The 19,883-nt window shown below is 45.0% G+C and carries 13 protein-coding genes and 1 pseudogene; 12 read left to right on the top strand and 2 right to left on the bottom strand.

Annotated elements, in window-relative coordinates; all coding sequences use genetic code 11:
* Positions 1–228: 228 nt before the first annotated feature.
* Both QZ938_RS13630 and QZ938_RS13625 read right to left on the bottom strand, forming a co-directional pair.
* Entirely contained in the window at positions 229–951 is a 723-nt protein-coding gene (locus QZ938_RS13630) for a hypothetical protein (protein WP_293351939.1), read from the bottom strand.
* A gap of 277 nt (positions 952–1,228) precedes the next feature.
* Complete coding sequence (locus QZ938_RS13625; RefSeq protein ID WP_293363681.1) at positions 1,229–2,332, bottom strand: peptidoglycan DD-metalloendopeptidase family protein; 1,104 nt, start codon at positions 2,330–2,332, stop codon at positions 1,229–1,231.
* A 189-nt stretch (positions 2,333–2,521) separates the two neighbouring features.
* Between QZ938_RS13625 and QZ938_RS13620 the strand changes: the two genes are divergently transcribed.
* From QZ938_RS13620 to QZ938_RS13565, 12 genes and pseudogenes are all read left to right on the top strand, one after another.
* Complete coding sequence (locus tag QZ938_RS13620) at positions 2,522–3,841, top strand: NB-ARC domain-containing protein (RefSeq protein WP_293351935.1); 1,320 nt, start codon at positions 2,522–2,524, stop codon at positions 3,839–3,841.
* Positions 3,842–3,897: 56 nt separating this feature from the next.
* Positions 3,898–6,015 carry a serine/threonine-protein kinase gene (locus QZ938_RS13615; protein WP_293351933.1) on the top strand — a complete coding sequence of 706 codons (2,118 nt, stop codon included), beginning with the start codon at positions 3,898–3,900 and terminating at the stop codon, positions 6,013–6,015.
* Between the two features lie 188 nt (positions 6,016–6,203).
* Positions 6,204–6,578 carry a hypothetical protein gene (locus QZ938_RS13610; RefSeq protein ID WP_293157189.1) on the top strand — a complete coding sequence of 125 codons (375 nt, stop codon included), beginning with the start codon at positions 6,204–6,206 and terminating at the stop codon, positions 6,576–6,578.
* Positions 6,579–6,995: 417 nt separating this feature from the next.
* Positions 6,996–7,940 (top strand): annotated as a pseudogene (locus tag QZ938_RS13605) (ABC transporter ATP-binding protein); the annotation flags it as partial.
* 1,783 nt (positions 7,941–9,723) lie between these two features.
* A complete protein-coding gene (locus QZ938_RS13600) occupies positions 9,724–10,524 on the top strand; it encodes an ABC transporter permease (protein WP_293157186.1) in 801 nt (266 codons plus the stop codon).
* 191 nt (positions 10,525–10,715) lie between these two features.
* Positions 10,716–11,621: an Rpn family recombination-promoting nuclease/putative transposase gene (locus QZ938_RS13595; protein ID WP_293157183.1), complete on the top strand. Its 906-nt coding sequence runs from the start codon at positions 10,716–10,718 to the stop codon at positions 11,619–11,621.
* Positions 11,622–11,669: 48 nt separating this feature from the next.
* A complete protein-coding gene (locus tag QZ938_RS13590) occupies positions 11,670–13,916 on the top strand; it encodes a Gldg family protein (RefSeq protein ID WP_293351929.1) in 2,247 nt (748 codons plus the stop codon).
* Between the two features lie 330 nt (positions 13,917–14,246).
* The gene (locus QZ938_RS13585; RefSeq protein WP_293351927.1) at positions 14,247–15,437 is read left to right on the top strand and encodes a transposase; all 1,191 of its coding nucleotides are present in this window, start codon (positions 14,247–14,249) and stop codon (positions 15,435–15,437) included.
* 42 nt (positions 15,438–15,479) lie between these two features.
* Complete coding sequence (locus QZ938_RS13580) at positions 15,480–16,112, top strand: DUF4340 domain-containing protein (RefSeq protein ID WP_293351925.1); 633 nt, start codon at positions 15,480–15,482, stop codon at positions 16,110–16,112.
* A 185-nt stretch (positions 16,113–16,297) separates the two neighbouring features.
* Positions 16,298–17,428, top strand: coding sequence for an ABC transporter ATP-binding protein (locus QZ938_RS13575; protein ID WP_293157171.1), 1,131 nt, complete (start codon positions 16,298–16,300; stop codon positions 17,426–17,428).
* Positions 17,429–17,579: 151 nt separating this feature from the next.
* Positions 17,580–18,710, top strand: coding sequence for a spermidine/putrescine ABC transporter substrate-binding protein (locus tag QZ938_RS13570; RefSeq protein ID WP_293351923.1), 1,131 nt, complete (start codon positions 17,580–17,582; stop codon positions 18,708–18,710).
* A 205-nt stretch (positions 18,711–18,915) separates the two neighbouring features.
* Entirely contained in the window at positions 18,916–19,827 is a 912-nt protein-coding gene (locus QZ938_RS13565) for an ABC transporter permease (protein ID WP_293252960.1), read from the top strand.
* Positions 19,828–19,883: the final 56 nt, after the last annotated feature.

Genomic DNA, 19,883 nt, shown 5'->3' with positions numbered 1-19,883 from the left:
ACCACTCCGATTCCATCCCGAACTCGGTTGTTAAACGCTGCGGTGGCGAAGATATTTGGCGGGTCACTGCCTGAGAAAATAGCTCGATGCCTGGGATTTTATTCTCAATAAAACAAACCTCCTTTCTCTAACCCAGATTGGTGCTTTGTTTTTTTGTAGTGTTAAGGGACAGTGCGATCGCATTCGGAAATAGAGAGACTGATGGTCACTATCACAGACAAAAACCAATCATCCGGACATAATATCAGAGTTTATTTGAGCAATTTCTCTGGCGAGCGATCGCACTCTTGGGAATCCCTTCCTCCTCCAAAAAGAGTGAATGGTTTGGGTATTGATATTCAACTGTCGCGCGATCTCGCTTAGTTTTTCTGGCGACTGGTGCAAAAACAATTTTTTAGCAATAATTTGACAGTTGCAGTCGGGACGATTTTTAGGATAACATTTTCGCAGTTTAGCTTCTGGATCTCGATTAATGTATTGCGCGATATTTCGTGCTAAAATTTGGTTTTCCTCAGCTTCAAGCTGTTGGATATAAGCGTCAATACTGCCCAAACAGGGGTGGTAAAATTGGCTGCATTCTATAACATCTAGGGAAATCATATCTTGGGGTTTTGCAGCGTATAAATCTCGAATTCGATACCGAAGATTACCGTTAATCCAAGTCACGAAACTGTCTCGAATCGGAGAAGTGCGGGGATGAAAATTGTGAAGGTTATTGTCTAACCATTCCCAAGTTTTATTGACCGCTTCTAAATAATAGGGATGAGAACTTTTTGACAATTTTGGCAAGCGTTGCACTTTCAGCAACAATCGCTCCATTGATTTTCGACGCTGCAAACTATCGCGAGGTTGCGAGCAAATAGTTAAAATGAGTTGACACAGTTGTTCATCTTGGGGAGTGCGATCGGAATATTGTTCTAGTGCTGCTGTCAATTTACTTATGCGCTCCATCACAGTCCTCCTAGTAAACGAACCTCTATTTAAGGTTGTCAAAAATCAGGGCTAAGTTGCCAAGGATTTAAGACAATACCGTTTACTTAAGACCGTCCTGGGGGTAAACCGCCATGAAAAATAGATACGGAGATTGCTTCGTTCCTCGCAATGACCATTTTAAGTAAACCGTATTGGGATTTAAGATGATTGAAATAAAGCGATCGCTTGTATGAAATCTTGGGATCGCTCTTTTACCTTCGATATTAATGGTGAGAAGAAATCAAGAAACTCAACATCAGACAAATTTGAAATCAACTCTTCCCGGTCGGGCAGTTAAGCTCAAGTCTGTTATCCCCTGAACAATACCAATCCTATCTCCGTTTTTCAAGGAAATTACGGTATCAGAACCCTGACGGATTAACTGATAGTCGCTAGCGCTTCCTTTGAGTTGGATGTAGTCATCTCGACTTGAATAATCTGTAATAATTGCATTACCGTCGCCTTGATATAAAACTCCTTGTCGTGCATTGCCAAGTACAAAAGTATCTGCACCAGCTCCACCGGTTAAAGTGTCAAATTCGCGACTGACATAACTGGCATAGCCGTCAAGGTAATCATTTCCATTGCCGCCAATGAGGGAATCATTGCCAGCTTCGCCGTACAGGGTATCATTGCCACCCAAACCGATTAAAGTATCGTTGCCGGCTCCTCCACTAATGCGATCGTTTCCTTCTGTGCCCCTTTTTGTGTTTACAGGAACACCGCCACCATTTTTCCACTCCGAGTAGGCTTGAAGTGGACTCATTGTATTGGTTAGAACAAAATTCCGACTTCCTTTTGTTTGATAGGGAATTCCACCAATAATACTGGAATCAAAAGGTGAAGTTTGAACCTCTATGTGGAGATGAGTGTTCCCACTTTGGTTTTTCACTGTACCGATCGGATCTCCAATATTCACAGAATCTCCAGCTCTCTTGCTGGTTTGGATGTGACCATAGATCCAGCGCTTTCCATCATTACCTTCTACAGTCACAAATTGCCCAGTTGCACCATAAGATACAACATTAATGATTTTTCCCGGAACTATCGCTGAGACATTTACGTTTGCACCAACTGCATAATCAATCCCAGCGTGGGAGACATTATTACCATTGTAGGGATTGCCATTAGCACCGCTGTATTCGTAGGCATAACCAGCACTCATTGGGGCGGAGAATCCAACCAGTTTTTGAGACAATTCCCTAGAGATTTGTTTTACTTCTGGTGAGGCTTCTTTAATAAGACCAGTAAGCTTACCCCCCCTACTGTAATTATCATCAAATAGCCAGCCATCTCCACTTTCTAAATCCCACTGTTGGTCGGTTGTCGGTAAAGGCACAATCGTTACTCCTGTTTTCATCGATTGACTTGACATTTACTATGTTGTTTCAAAACCAATAATTTTTCAGTCTGGTAAAGTGGGTTGTTTTACAGCTCAATTTTGTCAAGAAAAGTCGGTTTTGGCTGAGTTCGTCGGCAAGAGTTGGAAAAAGTAGGGCGATCGGAAAATGGGTTATACTGAATTATGATTTTTGCATAACTCCCAAATATGAACGTTGACACTGCGTTAGAACTTGCAGAGGCGTCTTTTCGTGTTCGGACGGGGAGATCCCCAACCGATCTGCAAAAAAACATATTTCGTAAGGTATTAGAAGATAAGACTTACGAGCAAATTGCCAGTGAATGTAACTGCAACCTGAGTTATGCTAAGGAGTTAGGTTCCGAATTCTGGCAACTGCTGTCATCTGCACTGGGGAAAGAGGTTAGGAAAAAAAGCTTTAAGAATATACTTGCAGAAGACGATCGCTCCCCACCAACTCTCCAACTGCCCGAAAAATTGCCAGAATCCGCGATCGCCCGTTCTCGACAAGATTGGGGGGAAGCCCCCGATGCCTCTGTTTTCTACGGACGTACAGAAGAATTGACCGCACTGAAGCAGTGGATTGTAACAGACGGCTGCCGGCTGGTGGCACTGTTGGGCATGGGGGGAATTGGCAAAACGTGTCTGTCTGTCAAACTGGCACAAGAAATTCAAAATGATTTTGATTTCATTATCTGGCGAAGTCTCGATCGCGCTCCACCCATACATACCGTCCTTAAAGACATCATCCGATTTATCTGTAGTCAAGAGGAAACAAATTTACCAGAAACACCATCTGATGCCATCTCGCGAGCGATCGAGTGTTTCAACGCGCACCGATGTTTGGTAATAATTGATGGAGTCGAGACAATTATGGAAACAGGTTTGTTGGCTGGTAAATATCGAGACGGATATCAGGATTACGGTAGATTTTTCAAAAAAGTAGGTGAATTGAGTCATAAAAGCTGCTTGGTGTTGACAAGTTCAGAAAAATCTCTGGAAATTTCATTATTAGAAAATCGAACTCACCTTGTTCGCTCTCATAAAGTTAGTGGCTTGAAAAATGAAGCCGCACAGCAAATTCTTCTCGAACGAGGGTTAGTAAAAGAAAAAGAATGGAATAATTTTATTGAAAGGTACGAAGGAAATCCTTTAGCACTATGGATGATTTCAGCAACAATTATCACTTTATTTGCTGGTAAAACTTCTGATTTTCTTAAAACAGGTACGGTCTTTATAGGAGGTCAAATAGAGGTAGTTCTATCCCAGATGTTTGAACGTGTAACTGATTTAGAAATAAAAATAATGTGTCAATTAGCTATCCTTAACAAGTCTGTTGACTTTAATCAATTGCGAGCGGAGATTTCGTCGGATATATCTAGCTCAACATTAATGAATATTTTGGAGTCATTGAGTTGGCGATCGCTGATCGAAACCGAAATCGGTCAAGACTCGTTTAGGCTACAGCCTGTAATTAGGAAATATGTTATTAATCATTATTGTATGTAACAAATAACAATTTTTAGGTCGTAGTCTGAAATCCTTGATTTTCCCGAAAGCCTATAGTGTGCTTTGTTAGCGTTGCCCTCGTTCTCGATCGCCCTGAAACCACAATCCTACGCTTTTGGCGATCGAAAAATATCCGAAGAGTTGAAAGAAAGCATATTTTATTTGCCATGCTTCAGCCTGGATTGATACTTCAAAATCGCTATCGTATTGTGCAAGAGTTAGATTTGGATCCTCGCGGAGCATTTGGCAAAATCTTTGATATTGTTGATGAGCGAGGGACGCCAAAAATTCTCAAAGTTCTGCATTTTGATAATTGCTCAAACTTGCAGCAAAAACAAATATCAGTATCCTTGTTTGAGCGAGAGGCTAGTGTCTTAATACGACTAGAGCATCCAGGAATTCCTAAAGTAGAACCAGACGGATATTTTCTAGATCGAGAAGGAGAAAACACGCTTTACTGTCTAGTGATGGAGAAAATTTACGGTCATAATTTGCAGCAGTGGCTAAAGCAGAGAGATTATCAACCCATCACCCAACAACAAGCAATTAACTGGTTAAAGCAACTGGTAAATATTCTGGCTTACTTGCATCAGCAGCATTATTTTCACCGAGATATTAAGCCCGCAAATATTATATTAAAACCTGATGGTCAACTGGTGTTAATAGACTTTGGAGCAGTGCGGATAGTCACAAACACTTACCTTCCAAAAATTGCTAACGAAAATGAGGGGGAAGTGACAAAGATATATACACCAGGCTACGCCCCGTTGGAGCAAATAAAAGGCAAAGCGCTGCCTCAATCCGATTTCTACGCCTTGGGACGCACTTTCGTGTTTCTTTTAACAGGAAAAAATCCATCTGACCTTGAAGACGAGCTATATGAAGAGGTGATTTGGCGAGATAAAGCACCACAAATTTCGGAATTGCTGGCAGATTTAATTGATGAGCTGATGGCTTTCTATCCCAAGAATAGACCGAAAAATCCCGAAGCAATTTTACAGGCTATAGCTAAGATTGAATGCCTTGGTGGAGAAGGGTTGTCGGCAGTGCCTCAGACTGAGTTACGGGGAATTAGCGCGCTGAATACTGAAAGAAAGTGGCTGAAGTCATTAGCTAGAACTAAGAAAGCATTAGTCGGAATTGGAATAACAGCATTTGCTTGCGTTACTGTATTAATTTTACCTAAATTTGTTCCTTTACAAGGTCAATCTCCTGCACCTTTAAAAAATCTTTCTCTAGTCAACACCTTGAAAGGAGGTTCGGAAGTATTTGATGCAGTCACCTCAGTTGCTTTTAGCCCTGACGGACAGACGCTTGTCAGAGGTAGTTACGATGAACCGATCGAACTTTACAATTGGCGTACAGGGAAAGTCATTAAAAAACTATCTAGAGCTTCATCAAAGCTTTGGTCGGTTGCAATCAGTCCGGATGGAAAATTGCTGGCTACCGGGCCGCAACTGGAGGAGGATGGGAAAAGTGAGAAGGACACAACTATTAAGTTGTGGAATCTAGATACTGGGATGCTTTTGGGCACCCTCAAAGGTCATTCTAGCGATGTTAGATCGATTGCTTTTAGCCCTGATGGTTTGACTATCGCTAGTGCCAGCCATGACAAAACAATCAAACTGTGGCGTGTTAATACAGGAGAGCTGCTTTATACTTTTTACGGACACACTAACCACGTTACTTCGGTCGCTTTTAATCCTGATGGCAAAACCCTTGCTAGCGGTAGTGACGATCTGACTGTTAAGTTGTGGAGTCTGAATAGTAGGAAATTAATTCGCACTCTTAAAGGACATTCAGCGCAAGTTTTGTCTGTCGCTTTTAGTCCTGACGGTCAAACCCTTATTAGCAGTAGTGGCAGGAACGAAGTTAGCGGTACTGCTGAAAATAGTATTAAACTGTGGAATCCGAAAACAGGGGAATTGCAGCGCACTCTTACTGGACATCTGAGCTCGGTTTGGTGTCTTGCTATCAGCCCGGATGGGAAAACTCTGGCAAGCGGCAGTTATGATAGCTCCATTAGACTTTGGAATCTGGATACTGGCGAATTATTGCAAACTCTCACGGGACATTCAAACTGGGTTTATTCTGTTGCTTTTAGCCCCGATGGGCAGACTCTTGCCAGTGGCGGCCCAGATAGTTTTGTTAGGATTTGGAGTATTTCTCATTAACAGAGCTTAGTAGCAGCAAGCAAGTTTGTTGGTGAATCGATCTACCAATTAAGTTATACAAACAGAGAATTGGACTTAAAAAAGACTATTCTTTTATGCCCAATCCTCAACTATTTAAGAACAGGAGTCACTCGATAGCTGCTAATTATCCTATCTACGACGAGTAGGACGGCTACTACAACTACAGCTTGAGGGAGTGCAGCGACAGGAGGCAATTAGCTGCTGCGATCGCTCTTGTGCCTGCGATTGTGACAACTCTCTGTTTGTTTGGGCGCTTGCTGCTGCTAAAGAAGGTGCGACATCTACGGCAATTATCGCTCCTGAGAGAACCAGCAAACCAAAACTTAAAAATCCAAAACGCATTGATTAACTCCGTTTGTCACTTGATTAACTTAACCTATTCATATGATGTCAGGGAAGCCCAAGTTTTTCAGTATAGAAAAGTCGGCACTTTTGTAGCCCCCTTGAGTTGGAAAAAGTCGGGTTTAGCAGGCTGGGGATTGGAAAGAAGTCTGTGGAAGAAGACGGGGCAGAAGAAGGCATCGCTTACTAACTGTTCGTAGCATGGGTTTTTTAAAGTGAAATTATGCTTGGCTTCGATCGTTCGTAAGACGGTACTTTGACAGATTTTGCGGTTCTCTTGTAACGCGATCGCCCGCCATACGATCCAAAACGGGCAGAATGACCACAACAAAATTCACTTTTTTCTTTGTGGAACAAGCATCTTGCCTGTTTTTCAGTGAGAATTTTCCAACCAGCAATGACAAGCTCAACTATAACCGGAGCCAGACGATCGACCTAAAACAAGTGTCCCGCTTCCAAGTACAATCATCAGTTGTGATAGATTGGGTTTCTGGCAGGCTAATGTGAGAAATCGGCTCTAACCCACCTGTGGTTGTGGAACAGGCGTCCCGCCTGTGGTTGGCAGAGTCAATCTCAAATCTCAAATCTCAAACCTAAAATCGACATGACTTTGACAAATGATTGAAGTAGAACACTTAAGCAAAACTTACGGTTCGACCCCAGCGATCGCGGACGTGTCTTTTTCGGTCGAAGCAGGAGAAATACTTGGGTTTTTGGGGCCCAACGGCGCCGGCAAAACCACAACCATGCGGATTTTGTCGGGATATTTGCCGGCATCCAGCGGTACCGCCCGGATCGCTGGGCTCGACGTTCACGAAAATTCGATGGCTGTCAGACAGCGGATCGGCTATCTGCCAGAAAACCCGCCGCTTTATCCAGAAATGAGCGTGGAAGGGTTTCTATTTTTTGTGGCGCGGATCAAGCAAGTACCTGCAGGCGATCGCGCCCGACGTGTCACATCCGCGATCGAACGCTGCGGCCTGGTTGATAAACGCAAAGTTTTAATCCGCAAACTTTCTAAAGGATTTCGGCAACGAGTTGGTATTGCACAGGCGATCGTCCACGATCCCCCCGTCATTATCCTGGACGAACCAACCGTCGGCCTCGACCCCCGACAAATCATCGAAGTCCGCAACTTAATCAAAAGTCTTGCAGGCGAACACACTATTATCCTTTCTACCCACATTCTGCCCGAAGTCAGCATGACTTGCAGCCGCGTCACCATCATCAATCGCGGTCAAATCGTCGCCGCTGGTACTCCCGAACGTTTGATGGGAGAGTTGGCCGCCGGGGAAGGTTACGAAGTCGAAGTAGAAGGTGAGGCGGATTTGCTCAACAGTCTGCTGTTGCCTTCTTTGGAAAACGTGCCGGGAGTTCGATCGATCGAATTGATTCCCAGCCAGCAATTTTTAGCCAGTCGCTACCGCCTGCGGGCAGAATGCGAATCGGAGGTGGAACCAGGACGAGAAATCGCCGCAGCTATTATCGCCTCAGGATTCGGACTCTGCGAAATGCGCCGCAATCGCGCTACTTTGGAAGATGTGTTTTTACGGCTGACAGCGGCCCAAAAGAAACCGGAAGAAAGCCTGGTTCACAGCGAACCGGAGGTCGATCGCAATCTGGAAGCAGCGACAGAAATTCCAGACTCGATCGCCGACTCTCATCAATCGGAATCAGCACCCATTCTGGAAAATCTAGCTTCAGATAGGCAAGAATCTCTCCATGATACTCATCCAGTATCCGACGAACCAGTTTCAGATAGGCAAGAATCTCTCTATGATGCTGATCCAGTATCCGACGAACCAGTTTTAGAAACACTAGAGTCAGATAGGCAAGAGTCGCTCTATGATGCTGAATCAGTATCAGAACCAGTTGTAGAAACTGTGGAGTCGATCGCACATTCTCAACCAGAACCGATTTTAGACAATCTGGAAGTGGCCCAAATCCCAGAGTCGATCGAGCATTCTTATTCAGGATCAGAACCAGTTGTAGAAACAGTAGAGTCGATCGCACATTCTCAACCAGAACCGATTTTAGACAATCTGGCAGTGGCCCAAATCCCAGAGTCGATCGAGCATTCTTATTCAGGATCAGAACCAGTTATAGAAACAGTAGAGTCGCTTGATGATTCTCACTCAGCATCAGAACCAGAAGCAGAAACATCAGAGACAATCAATGATATAGAACCAGAAATGCAATCAGTTGCAGAATTTCTGCAAATTGTCGAAAGACAAGAGTCGAGGGAGCTTTCTCAACCGGAACCTGTTGCAGAAATCGTAGAGTTGAGGGAGCTTTCTCAACCGGAACCTGTTGCCCAAATCGTAGAGTTGAGCGAGCTTTCTCAACCGGAACCTGTTGCCCAAATCGTAGAGTCGATTGAACCAAAATCCGAACCTGTTGCCCAAATCGTAGAGTCGAGGGAGCTTTCTCAACCGGAACCTGTTGCCCAAATCGTAGAGTCGAGGGAGCTTTCTCAACCGGAACCTGTTGCCCAAATCGTAGAGTCGATTGAACCAAAATCCGAACCTGTGGCAGAAATCGTAGAGTTGAGCGAGCTTTCTCAACCGGAACCTGTTGCCCAAATCGTAGAGTTGAGCGAGCTTTCTCAACCGGAACCTGTTGCCCAAATCGTAGAGTCGATTGAACCAAAATCCGAACCTGTTGGCCAAATCGCAGAGTCGAGCGAGCTTTCTCAACCAAAATCAGAACCTGTTGCAGAACCTGTGATCCAAATCGCAGAGTCGAGCGAACCTGTTGCAGAACCTGTGCTCCAAATTGCAGAGTTGAGCGAAGCTAAGGCAGAACCTGTTGCAGAACCTGTGCTCCAAATCGTAGAGTTGAGCGAAGCTAAGGCAGAACCTGTTGCAGAACCTGTGATCCAAATCGTAGAGTTGAGCGAACCTGTTGCAGAACCTGTGCTCCAAATCGTAGAGTTGAGCGAACCTGTTGCAGAACCTGTGCTCCAAATTGCAGAGTCGAGCGAACCTGTTGCCGAATCTGTTGCCCAAATCGCAGAGTCGAGCGAGCTTCCTCAACCAAAATCCGAACCTGTTGCAGAACCTATTGCCAAAATCGTAGAGTCGAGCGAAGCTAAATCCGAACCTGTTGCCCAAATCGTAGAGTCGAGCGAGCTTCCTCAACCAAAATCCGAACCTGTTGTCAAAAATCGGCAAGTTAAAAAAAGGCCACAACCGAGTAGCGATTCTCAAGGAGAACAACCACCTGTTAACAGAAAGCGAAAAATAGAAAGAAAGCAACAAGAGAGCAACGACAGCGAAACACTGCCGGGAGGCGACTCAGAATGAAGCAATTACCAATACCCAATTACCCATTCCCAATTCCTAAATGTTAGTAATGATTAGTAATATCATCGCCATTTACCGCAAAGAACTGCAAAGCTATTTTGCATCACCATTTGCCTATGCTATCGCAGCAGTCTTTTGGCTGATCACCGGCTACTTTTTAATCGCCATTCTCCTCGCCCCGGACGGCCTAATTCCCCAAATCACCCAGCGAGATAGAATGGGAATTACCGAACCTGCGATCGACATAGCCTATGAATTCCTGCAACTTTTTCTGCGAATTATGGGTTCCCTTTCGCTGTTCGTATTACCAGCACTCTCCATGGGACTTTACGCAGAAGAACGCAAGCGCGGCACCTTAGAACTTTTAGCCACATCGCCCTTAACCAACTGGGTCGTTGCTACCGGCAAACTCCTCGGCGTTTTAACATTTTATACCACAATGTTGCTGCCACTGCTCTTCTGCGAGGCGATCGCCCTAAGTTCCTCAACCCCACCCGTACCCTCCGGCGTTGTGCTGCTAGGACACGGCGGCCTAATCTTACTAGCAGCCGGAATATTGTCCCTCGGAATGTTTATTTCATCCCTTACAGACAGCACGATTTTATCCGCCATCCTCACCTTCGCTCTAGTCTTATTTCTGTGGGTAATCGATGCAGCCGCCGTCGGTATCGGCGGGCCCTTCGGAGCAGCATTAGGACAGCTTTCACTCCTAACACATTACACTAATCTTGTCAAGGGAGTTTTTGATACTAGCAGTATAATTATCTTTGCCAGTTACATCATTCTAGGAGTATTTCTCACAGCACAGTCGATCGACGCTTTGCGATATCAGCGTTCTTAAAAACAACGGGCATCGGGCCTAAAAGCATCGGGCAAACAGGACATCGGCCAAACAGGACATCGGGCATTAATCTGCCTACTGACTTATTCCTTTTGCCCATCCATTACATCAGTTACAAAATCCGTTGCCGAACTTCCTTCAACATTCGGTTATATTTTCAGGGTAAATGATTCTACCAAGTAAATCAAACAATGAGATTTATCAATCCCAAAATCGACTTTGCGTTCAAAAAGATCTTCGGTTCCAGCGACAGCAAATACATCCTCATTAATTTTTTAAACGCCATCCTTTATGAAGCACAGCCTGTCATTAAAGACTTAGAAATAATCGACTCCCAACCGGGAAATAAAACTTTCGGAGTCCCAGACACACACCTAGATGTCAAAGCCACAATTAACGGTGGCAGAATCGCCCTCATTGAAATTCAACTGCTCAACGTGCCTTCCTTCGAGAAAAGAGTGTTGTACAATGCTGCCAAAGCCTACAGCGGGCAATTAACAGGAGAAGAACGCTATGAAAGACTAAAAACAGTAACTTCCTTGAAAATTGCCGACTTTGAAATGTTTGAAAATCAGCCAGAATTTATGACTAGGTTTGTTTTCAAAGAAAAAGAGCAAAAATTTGATTGTCCAGATACTGAAATAGAATTAGTATTTGTGGAGCTGCCAAAATTCAGTAAAGAATTAGCACAATTAGAAACAGGATCTGAACAATGGATTTACTTTCTCCAAAATGCCAGTATTCTGGAGACAGTCCCCGAAACACTGAGTGCTGTTCCCGAAATTCAGAAAGCTTTTAAAATTGCCAACAAGGACAATTTTAGTCAAGAAGAATTAAAAGAGTTGCAGAACCAAGAACAGTGGATTCAAGACCAGCAGATTGCGATAGAAGTAGCAAGAGAACAACTGACAAAAACTGCTCAACTCTCATTAATATTGCGTCAACTTGTGCGACGCTTAGGCACAATCCAACCGGAACTAGAAAACTCGATCCGTCAATTAGGATTACAGGAATTAGAAGAATTAGGAGATGCTGTCCTGGATTTCAACAGTCTCTCAGATTTAACAGCCTGGTTGCAGCAGACTAACTCAATATAGAATAAAATTCTTGAACCGGAATTTGCTCACACAAACAATATTTAGCTTATGAAAATTACCAAAACAAATTGGAAATACGTTTTTTGGCTGGGCCCTCTCCTCACCGCAGCGGGGTTAACAGCAGCACTTGTATCCGCAGCGTGGGAACCCCTGACAGTCGGTTTAGTTATTGCCGGAATAGTGACGATCGCACTTTGGCTGTTATCGTTGACTTACGAACAAGGCTTTTGGGGACGACGTTCCACTCAAGCGAGTACCAACGCCCTGATTGCTACCCTCGCCGTCTTTGTGATTCTGGGAGTAATTAACTTCATAGCCTTTCGCTATCCCCTCCGCATCGACTTAACCGAAAGCCAACAATTTACCCTCGCCCCCCAGACTCAACAAATCCTGCGAAACCTGCAACAAACAGTCAAGGTTTGGGTATTTGACCCCATCCAAAATCCGCAAATTAAAGAATTGCTGCAAAGCTACAAACGCGAGGGAGGCGAAAAGTTTCAATACGAGTTTGTTGACCCCCAGGCCCAACCGGGAAAAATCCGGGAGTTTAGCATTAGCAGCATCGGAGAAATTTACTTGCAATCCGGTGACAAAAAACAAGTCCTGCAAAAAAGTGGTACTGCTTTTGGTAGTGACCCGAATCAAGGTCTTTCGGAGATCAAACTTACCAATGGCTTAGAAGAAATTCTCAGCACTCGTACTCCTACAGTTTACTTTTTGCAAGGCAAAGGAGCTCGCCCGCTGAAAGAAGGTCAAGGGGGAATTCAGCAAGCTGAAAAATCTCTAAAAGATAAATACTATAACTCTCAAACCCTGAATTTGAGCGAACGAAAAGAAGTGCCCGAAGATGCAGATGCTTTAATTGTTCCCGGACAGGATAAACCTTTTGCGGATGTAGAAATTAAAGCACTAAAAGCTTATCTCGATCGCGGTGGCAGTTTATTTTTAATGGTAGACCCGGCAATTAATACGGGATTAGACAAATTTTTGCAAGAATGGGGCGTAAAACTAGACAGCCGTTTGGTCATCGATGCTTCGGGTACCGGTCAAAAATTTGGCCTGGGCGCGACGGTTCCCACAGTCAGGCGTTACGGGGAACATCCGATTACTCAAAGTTTCGGTAGCGGTATTTCATTTTATCCGTTTGCACGCGCTTTGGAAACTTCGCCTGTAGTAGGGATAGAGGAAAAACCCCTGATTTGGACGAGTCAGGAAAGTTGGGCGGAAAGCGATTTGACGACTAAAAAATTGGAGTTCGATCCGAAGACCGATCGACAAGGCCCGTTATTATTAGGTGTGGCTTTGGTGCGATCGGGTTCTGAGATCACTCCGTTAAACCCCTCAGCCTCACCAACACCAGTCACGCCTTCACCCCAACCATCGGCGACAACTTCGCCATCGCCAACAACTTCACCATCACCGACAACTTCACCATCACCAACAACTTCACCATCACCAACAACTTCACCATCACCAACAACTTCACCATCACCAACAACTTCGCCATCACCAACAACTTCGCCATCGCCGACAACTTCACCATCGGCGACAACTTCACCATCACCGAAACCTTCGCCATCACCAACAACTTCGCCATCGCCGACAACTTCACCATCGCCCAAACCTTCGCCATCACCAACAACTTCGCCGAAACCTTCACCATCGGCGACAACTTCACCATCGCCAACAACTTCGCCATCACCGACAACTTCACCATCGCCAACAACTTCACCATCGCCAACAACTTCGCCATCGCCAACAACTTCGCCATCACCGACAACTTCACCCGTAGCTTCCCCAATTAGCTATTCGGTGATTGTCTCCCAAGAAGCTACACCTCCAGCATTACCAACGACTTCCCCAACACCGACAACATCTCCCACAGCATCTCCTGAAAGTTCGCCCACGCCAACACCAACAACATCTCCCACAGCATCTCCTGAAAGTTCGCCCACGCCAACACCAACAACATCTCCCACAGCATCTCCCAGTCCAACCACAACTCCTTCTGTGCCTTCAACTCCTACAAAAACATCGCGCATGATAGTAATTGGTACATCCCAATTTGTGACTAACGGTTGGTTTGACCAACAACTCAATAGCGATGTGTTTCTCAATTCAGTGAGTTGGTTGAGTAAACCAGACCAGCAAAGCTTTTCTATCAGCCCGAAAAAAGCTACGAACCGCCGCATTAACATGAATGAGCTCCAAATAGGATTGTTGGTTTTAGCTTGGCTGATTTGGCCTTTACTCGGACTGGGTATTGGTGGCGCTATTTGGTGGAAGAGAAGATAATTTTGAAGCAAGTTCGGCAACGAGCAATGTACGGGATTTAACGGATGTAAGGGATTTATTTGCCTCTTTATTGTTTTTCAACCAATTCCCAATTCCCAATTCCTAATCCCTAATTCCCGTAGGGTGCGTCAGCAGGGAATTATTAGTAACAGAGCAAAATATTCAACCCTGACGCACCCTACAATGACTGACCATACCGAATTCCCGATTATTATCAGGACATCGGGGTTTAAAACCCCGTCCTTTTAGGACGGCTTTAGTTGTAAACCTTTGTTACAATGCCAGCTAACTTTGTGCTGAAAGATCTAGCATAAGGTAGGAGGCCAAGCCATGCTAGTTTTTGAGTTCAAAGCTTACGGAAATAAGAGTCAGATTGCAGCAGTAGATGAAGCGATTCGTACAGCACAATTTGTCCGCAATAGCTGTTTGCGCTATTGGATGGACAATAGAAAAATAGATAAGTACGACTTAAACAAATATTGTGCCGTGCTGGCTAAAAATTTCCCATTTGCCGACGAACTTAACTCTCAAGCTAGACAAGCTAGTGCTGAAAGAGCCTGGTCTGCTATCTCCCGATTCTATGACAACTGTAAAAAAGGTCTTGTCGGGAAAAAAGGGTATCCCAAATTTCAGAAAAACTGTCGCTCAGTTGACTATAAATCAACTGGATGGAAACTTGCGGATGACAGGAAGTCAATCAAATTCACCGACAAAAAAGGGATTGGTAAACTCAAATTAAAGGGAACACGGGATTTGCATTTCTATCAAATCACCCAAATCAAACGGGTAAGATTGGTAAAACGTGCAGACGGCGTGTATGTCCAATTCTGTGTCGATGTCGATCGAAAGGAAAACACAGAGCCTTCTGGAAATACCATCGGATTAGACGTTGGTTTGAAGGAATATTACACCGATTCAAACGGTGTAATGGTTGAAAATCCTAAATTCCTCCGAAAAAGTGAGAAAGTTCTCAAACGTTCTAGTCGTCGTGTTTATAGAAAAGTTAAGGGTTCAAAAAATAGAGGAAAAGCTAGACAGATTTTAGGGAAACGCCACCTCAAAATAAGTAGGCAACGCAGAGACCATGCAATCAAACTTGCAAGGTGCGTAGTTCAGTCTAACGACTTGATAGCTTACGAAGACTTGAGGATTAAAAATATGGTAAAAAATCATTGTCTGGCTAAGTCTATTAATGACGCATCTTGGTATCAGTTCCGTATTTGGATTGAATACTTTGCTAAAGTATTTGAGAAAGTAACGGTGGCGGTAAATCCGCAGTATACTAGCCAAGAATGCTCTAGTTGCGGTGCAATTGTCAAGAAGACACTATCCACGAGAACCCATGTTTGTAAGTGCGGTTGTGTAATGGATAGAGATTTTAACGCAGCTAAAAATATCCTGAGTCGAGGATTGGGTACGGTAGGGCATACCGGAACCTTTGCGAACCACGCAAGTAACGCTTTGGGAGAATCGACCTCTACTTTGGCTGGAGAAATCCTGTCTAAGCAAGTTGGCTCGTAGATTAAAGAATCCCACGCCTTTAGGCCTAGGAGTGTCAAGAAATTGCAGAAAAATACATTTATATTAATAGCCGTTGCGCTGACCATGACGGGGTTGGTTTCTTTGTACGAGACGCAAGTTTCCCCGAAACAGGAGGCGGCTAAGGACGAAAAACATAAAATTTTTACTTTCAAGTCCGATCGCGTACAATTCTTTACAGTCAAAACTCCGGAAAAAATCTTGACTTTTGAACGAGTTTATGCAAAGAAAGGTGGTAAGTCTAGCTGGGAAATGAAATTGCCGGTGCAAGCACACGCGAGTCAGGCATCGGTGGATTTTTTGCTGGACAGGCTGGCAACAGGAAAGAGCGATCGCACAATAGATATTACTGCCGCTCAACTGCCAGAATTCGGCCTCGACCAACCGCAAGCCACAGTCACAGTCAAACTGGACAACCAGGAAACTCACCGCCTAGTGTTAGGCAAAACAGACTTTAGCGGCCGCTTTTTGTACGCCCAAGCCAACCCGGCGGAAGCGCCACCTCAAAATAGCGCCCAAACTTTGCCAGTCCTGCTGGTACCTTTTGACTTTAAAAATGCCGTCCAGCGACCTTTGTCTGAGTGGAAAAAAGCAGAAACACCCAAACCTGATAAACAGCAAACACCTTCTCCCACGCCAAGTCCTGAGAATCAATAGATGCTGGGTCGATCGAATTTGGTAAGAAACAAGACATTCGGTATAGCCTCGGAGCAAGCTGAGATAGAATTTGAAGAACAAATCCCAAAACCTCTCAATTCCCAACATTCCTCGCCTAAAATACAGAAAAGTCTAAATCTAAACTGTATTCAAGCGGCGTGCATTACTCCCAGGAAAGGGCGAATATGTTTCAGACAGCACTCAACCAAGGTACGACAGCAACGGATACAGCGCTTGACGTTGAACTCCGCAAGGTCTTTAAGGTATTTAACGGCGAAACCGCAGTCCGCGGAGTTGACCTCAGCATTCGTCAAGGAGAATTCTTTAGCATTCTCGGGCCCTCCGGCTGCGGTAAGACTACCACGCTGCGCTTAATCGCTGGGTTCGAGACTCCCTCGGCGGGCGAATTGATGATTCGCGGCCAGTCGATGACCAATACTCCAGCTTACCGCCGTCCGGTAAATACTGTGTTTCAAAGCTATGCCCTGTTCGGACACATGAATGTCTGGGACAATATTGCTTTTGGATTGCGGATTAAAAAGCTGGGGAAATCGGAAGTAGAAGAACGGGTGCGGGAAGCTTTGCAATTGGTGAAGATGGAATCTTTCGCCAACAGGTTTCCGGGTCAAATGTCGGGCGGCCAGCAGCAGCGGGTGGCTTTGGCGAGAGCTCTGGTAAATCGACCGGCGGTTCTGCTGTTGGACGAGCCCTTGGGTGCTCTGGATTTGAAGTTGCGGAAGCAGATGCAGTTGGAATTGTCGAATTTGCATCAAGAGTTGGGTTTGACTTTTGTGATGGTGACTCACGACCAAGAAGAGGCGATGAGTCTTTCTAACCGGATTGCGGTGATGCACGAGGGCAGGATTGAGCAAATTGGTTCGCCTGAAGAAATTTATGAGTGTCCCCAGACTGCTTTTGTGGCGGATTTTATTGGGGATACTAATTTGTTTTCTGGTACGGTGGAGGCGATCGACCGATCGACTATTACAGTTCGCACATCAGCCAATCTGAAAATAATCGTTCAGCAATCGGATATGTGGAATGGCGTCATCGGTGACTCTGTGGTGGTTAGCGTCCGGCCTGAAAAAGTATATTTGAATCTCTACCAGCCGGAATTGTCGGTCAACTGTTTTGAAGGGCGGCTCAAAAACATTATGTACATGGGCACCCACGTTCATTACGTGGTTGAGTTGTCGTCCGGCGATAAAATTACGGTGCGCCAACCAAATACGGGCGGCTCTTTCCCAGACCCGCACACGCCGATTTATGCTTACTGGGGAACTACTGATTGTCTCGCGTTGGGCGATCGAAAATAATTAGTCAGTTGTTAGTTGTTAGTTGTTAGTTGTTAGTTGTTAGTTGTTAGTTGTTAGTTCCAATAACAGATAACCAATAACAGATAACCAATAACAGATAACCAATAACAGATAACCAATAACAGATAACAAATTACCAATCTTAGAATCTGTGCCTCCGACAAATCTACCAATTTCCAGGATTTTCCCGGCTAATTCCACACGCCGTCAGTTCCTAAAAAATTCGGCGGCGACAATTTCCGGGTTAGCTCTTTCCAGTTGCGGCTGGCGGCTTGCAGACGTACAATCTGCTCCTCCTGTCAAAGGTGCTGCCGACCAACTTTTCATCTATACTTGGGCAGGCTATACCGATAAAGCTTTGCTCGATCGCTTTGCTGAAAAAACCGGCATTCGCGTAGTCGCCGACGTGTTTAGCTCCAACGAAGAGATGCTGGCTAGAGTTCAAGCTGGTGGCGGCCGCGCCTACAGCATCATTTACCCGTCTGACTACATGGTGGTTCAGATGACGGAACTGGGGCTGTTGACTCAATTAGACCACTCGATTTTGGGCGGACTCGATCGACTAAAAAAACAGTTTCAAAACCCTGTATACGACCCTGGAAACCGCTACAGCGTTCCTTTGAGCTGGGGAACCACAGGCTTGATTTACAACAGCGAACAACTCAAAGAAGCTCCAGAAGATTGGAGCTATTTGTGGCAGCACAAAAAAGAGTTAGCAAGGCGAATGACGCTAGCGAGCGATGTTCGAGAAGTCATGGGCGCTGCGTTGCGAATGCTGGGCTATTCTCTAAATTCTACGAACCAAGAGCAAGTTAAACAAGCTTACGAAAAGCTGGTGGAACTCAAACCTGCGATCGCATCTTTTACCACGGATGCTTGGCGGCCGCAAATGCTGACGGGGGATTTGAAGATAGCCATGTGTTATTCTTCGGATGCCAATGAAGTAATTTCAGATAACGACAAATTAAAGTATGTCGTGCCCAAAAGCGGTTCTTCTCTGTGGACTGATACTTTAGTAATTCCCAAAGGTGCTCCCAATCCCGATGCAGCTTATAAGTGGATTAACTTTATGTTGCAAGCGGATGTCGCTGCTTCTCTAGTAGAAAGGCTCAGTTTTTCAACTCCTTCGGAAGATGCTTATAGTTTGCTGACGCCGGAAGTTCGCGAAAACGAGCTTCTTTTCCCTTCGGAAGCTGTTTTGAAAAATTGCGAAGGTGTGGCTCCTGTAGGGAAATTTATGGAAGTGTACGATCGCTATTGGACTAAATTAACCGCTGGTTAACCCTAACCTGTAGGAGCAAATTTGACCAACAATCTCTGACTCTCGCCCCCAGAGTCGATCGCCCGCATCAATTTTTCCGACAATAAGTCGATCTGGTACATTTAGATTTACCGTTGGGTGGGGGCGGGTTTATACGAATTCGGGCTTTGAAATTAAAGATTTTGGTGAATTCGCCCCTACCGCTCAAAAATCCAAACTATTATTTATGGCTGTTTCTACCAAAGCTCCCCCTCCGATTCCTCCCACTGCTCCAGTCAAGCCTGAAAGCGTCCCCCCATGGTCAAAGTGGACAGGCCCGCTAGCATTGCTCGGCCCTTCTGGCTTGTTCCTGGTTTTATTATTAGTAATACCAACTCTGGTGATTTTTCAACTTAGCTTGGTACCAAATATTAAGCCGGGAGATTTGGTAAATCCTTCGGGAATCGGCAACTACCTGCGAGTGTTTGAGCCGCTTAACTTGCAGGTGATGGGTCGATCGCTCTTTTTTGCCACGGGAACGACTATTCTGTGCTTGCTGCTGGGATTTCCTGTCGCTTACTGGATCGCGCTCAATGTCTCGCCCAAGTGGCGGAATTTAACATTGTTGGGCTTTGTGTTGCCGCTGTGGACTTCTTCACTTTTGCGATCGTATGCTTGGATTACAATTCTGCGTCCTACGGGCGTTCTCAACTCGCTCCTGGGACTTTTGGGCATCCCTCCTCTAGAATTGTTAAATCAAAGTTCCGCCGTTCTAATCGGCATGGCTTACAGCTATTTGCCCTATATCGTAACCATTCTCTACGCTTCCTTGGAAAAGCTCGATCGCAGATTGCTAGAAGCGTCTCAGGATTTGGGCGCGAATCCGGTAGAAACTTTCTGGAAAGTGACAGTACCGCAGACTATGCCGGGGATTGCGGCGGGTTCTTTGCTAGTATTTATTAGCTGTTTGGGGGATTTTGTCGATCCAGAGTTGCTCGGTGGAGCTTCTAGCATGACGGCAGCTCGTTTGATTTACAATCAGTTTTTGGGGGCGACTCAAAATTGGGGGCTGGGTTCGGCTCTGAGTATGGTATTAATCTTTGCAGTGAGTATCGGAATTGCACTTTTACTCAAATATGGCGATCGTAATGCAGTTTAAGAAGAAGGAAGAAGGAAGAAGGAAGAAGGAAGAGGGAAGAGGTAAAAATAATTATA

Source organism: Microcoleus sp. CAWBG27, assembly GCF_020883145.1.
In the GTDB taxonomy this organism is placed as follows: domain Bacteria; phylum Cyanobacteriota; class Cyanobacteriia; order Cyanobacteriales; family Microcoleaceae; genus Microcoleus.
This window is presented reverse-complemented; position numbering and strand designations above follow the sequence as displayed.

Coding starts and splice junctions, on each gene's coding strand:
- QZ938_RS13630 (WP_293351939.1), bottom strand. CDS start 951: ATGGAGCGCATAAGTAAATTGACAGCAGCACTAGAACAATATTCCGAT.
- QZ938_RS13625 (WP_293363681.1), bottom strand. CDS start 2,332: ATGAAAACAGGAGTAACGATTGTGCCTTTACCGACAACCGACCAACAG.
- QZ938_RS13620 (WP_293351935.1), top strand. CDS start 2,522: ATGAACGTTGACACTGCGTTAGAACTTGCAGAGGCGTCTTTTCGTGTT.
- QZ938_RS13600 (WP_293157186.1), top strand. CDS start 9,724: ATGTTAGTAATGATTAGTAATATCATCGCCATTTACCGCAAAGAACTG.
- QZ938_RS13595 (WP_293157183.1), top strand. CDS start 10,716: ATGAGATTTATCAATCCCAAAATCGACTTTGCGTTCAAAAAGATCTTC.
- QZ938_RS13590 (WP_293351929.1), top strand. CDS start 11,670: ATGAAAATTACCAAAACAAATTGGAAATACGTTTTTTGGCTGGGCCCT.
- QZ938_RS13585 (WP_293351927.1), top strand. CDS start 14,247: ATGCTAGTTTTTGAGTTCAAAGCTTACGGAAATAAGAGTCAGATTGCA.
- QZ938_RS13575 (WP_293157171.1), top strand. CDS start 16,298: ATGTTTCAGACAGCACTCAACCAAGGTACGACAGCAACGGATACAGCG.
- QZ938_RS13565 (WP_293252960.1), top strand. CDS start 18,916: ATGGCTGTTTCTACCAAAGCTCCCCCTCCGATTCCTCCCACTGCTCCA.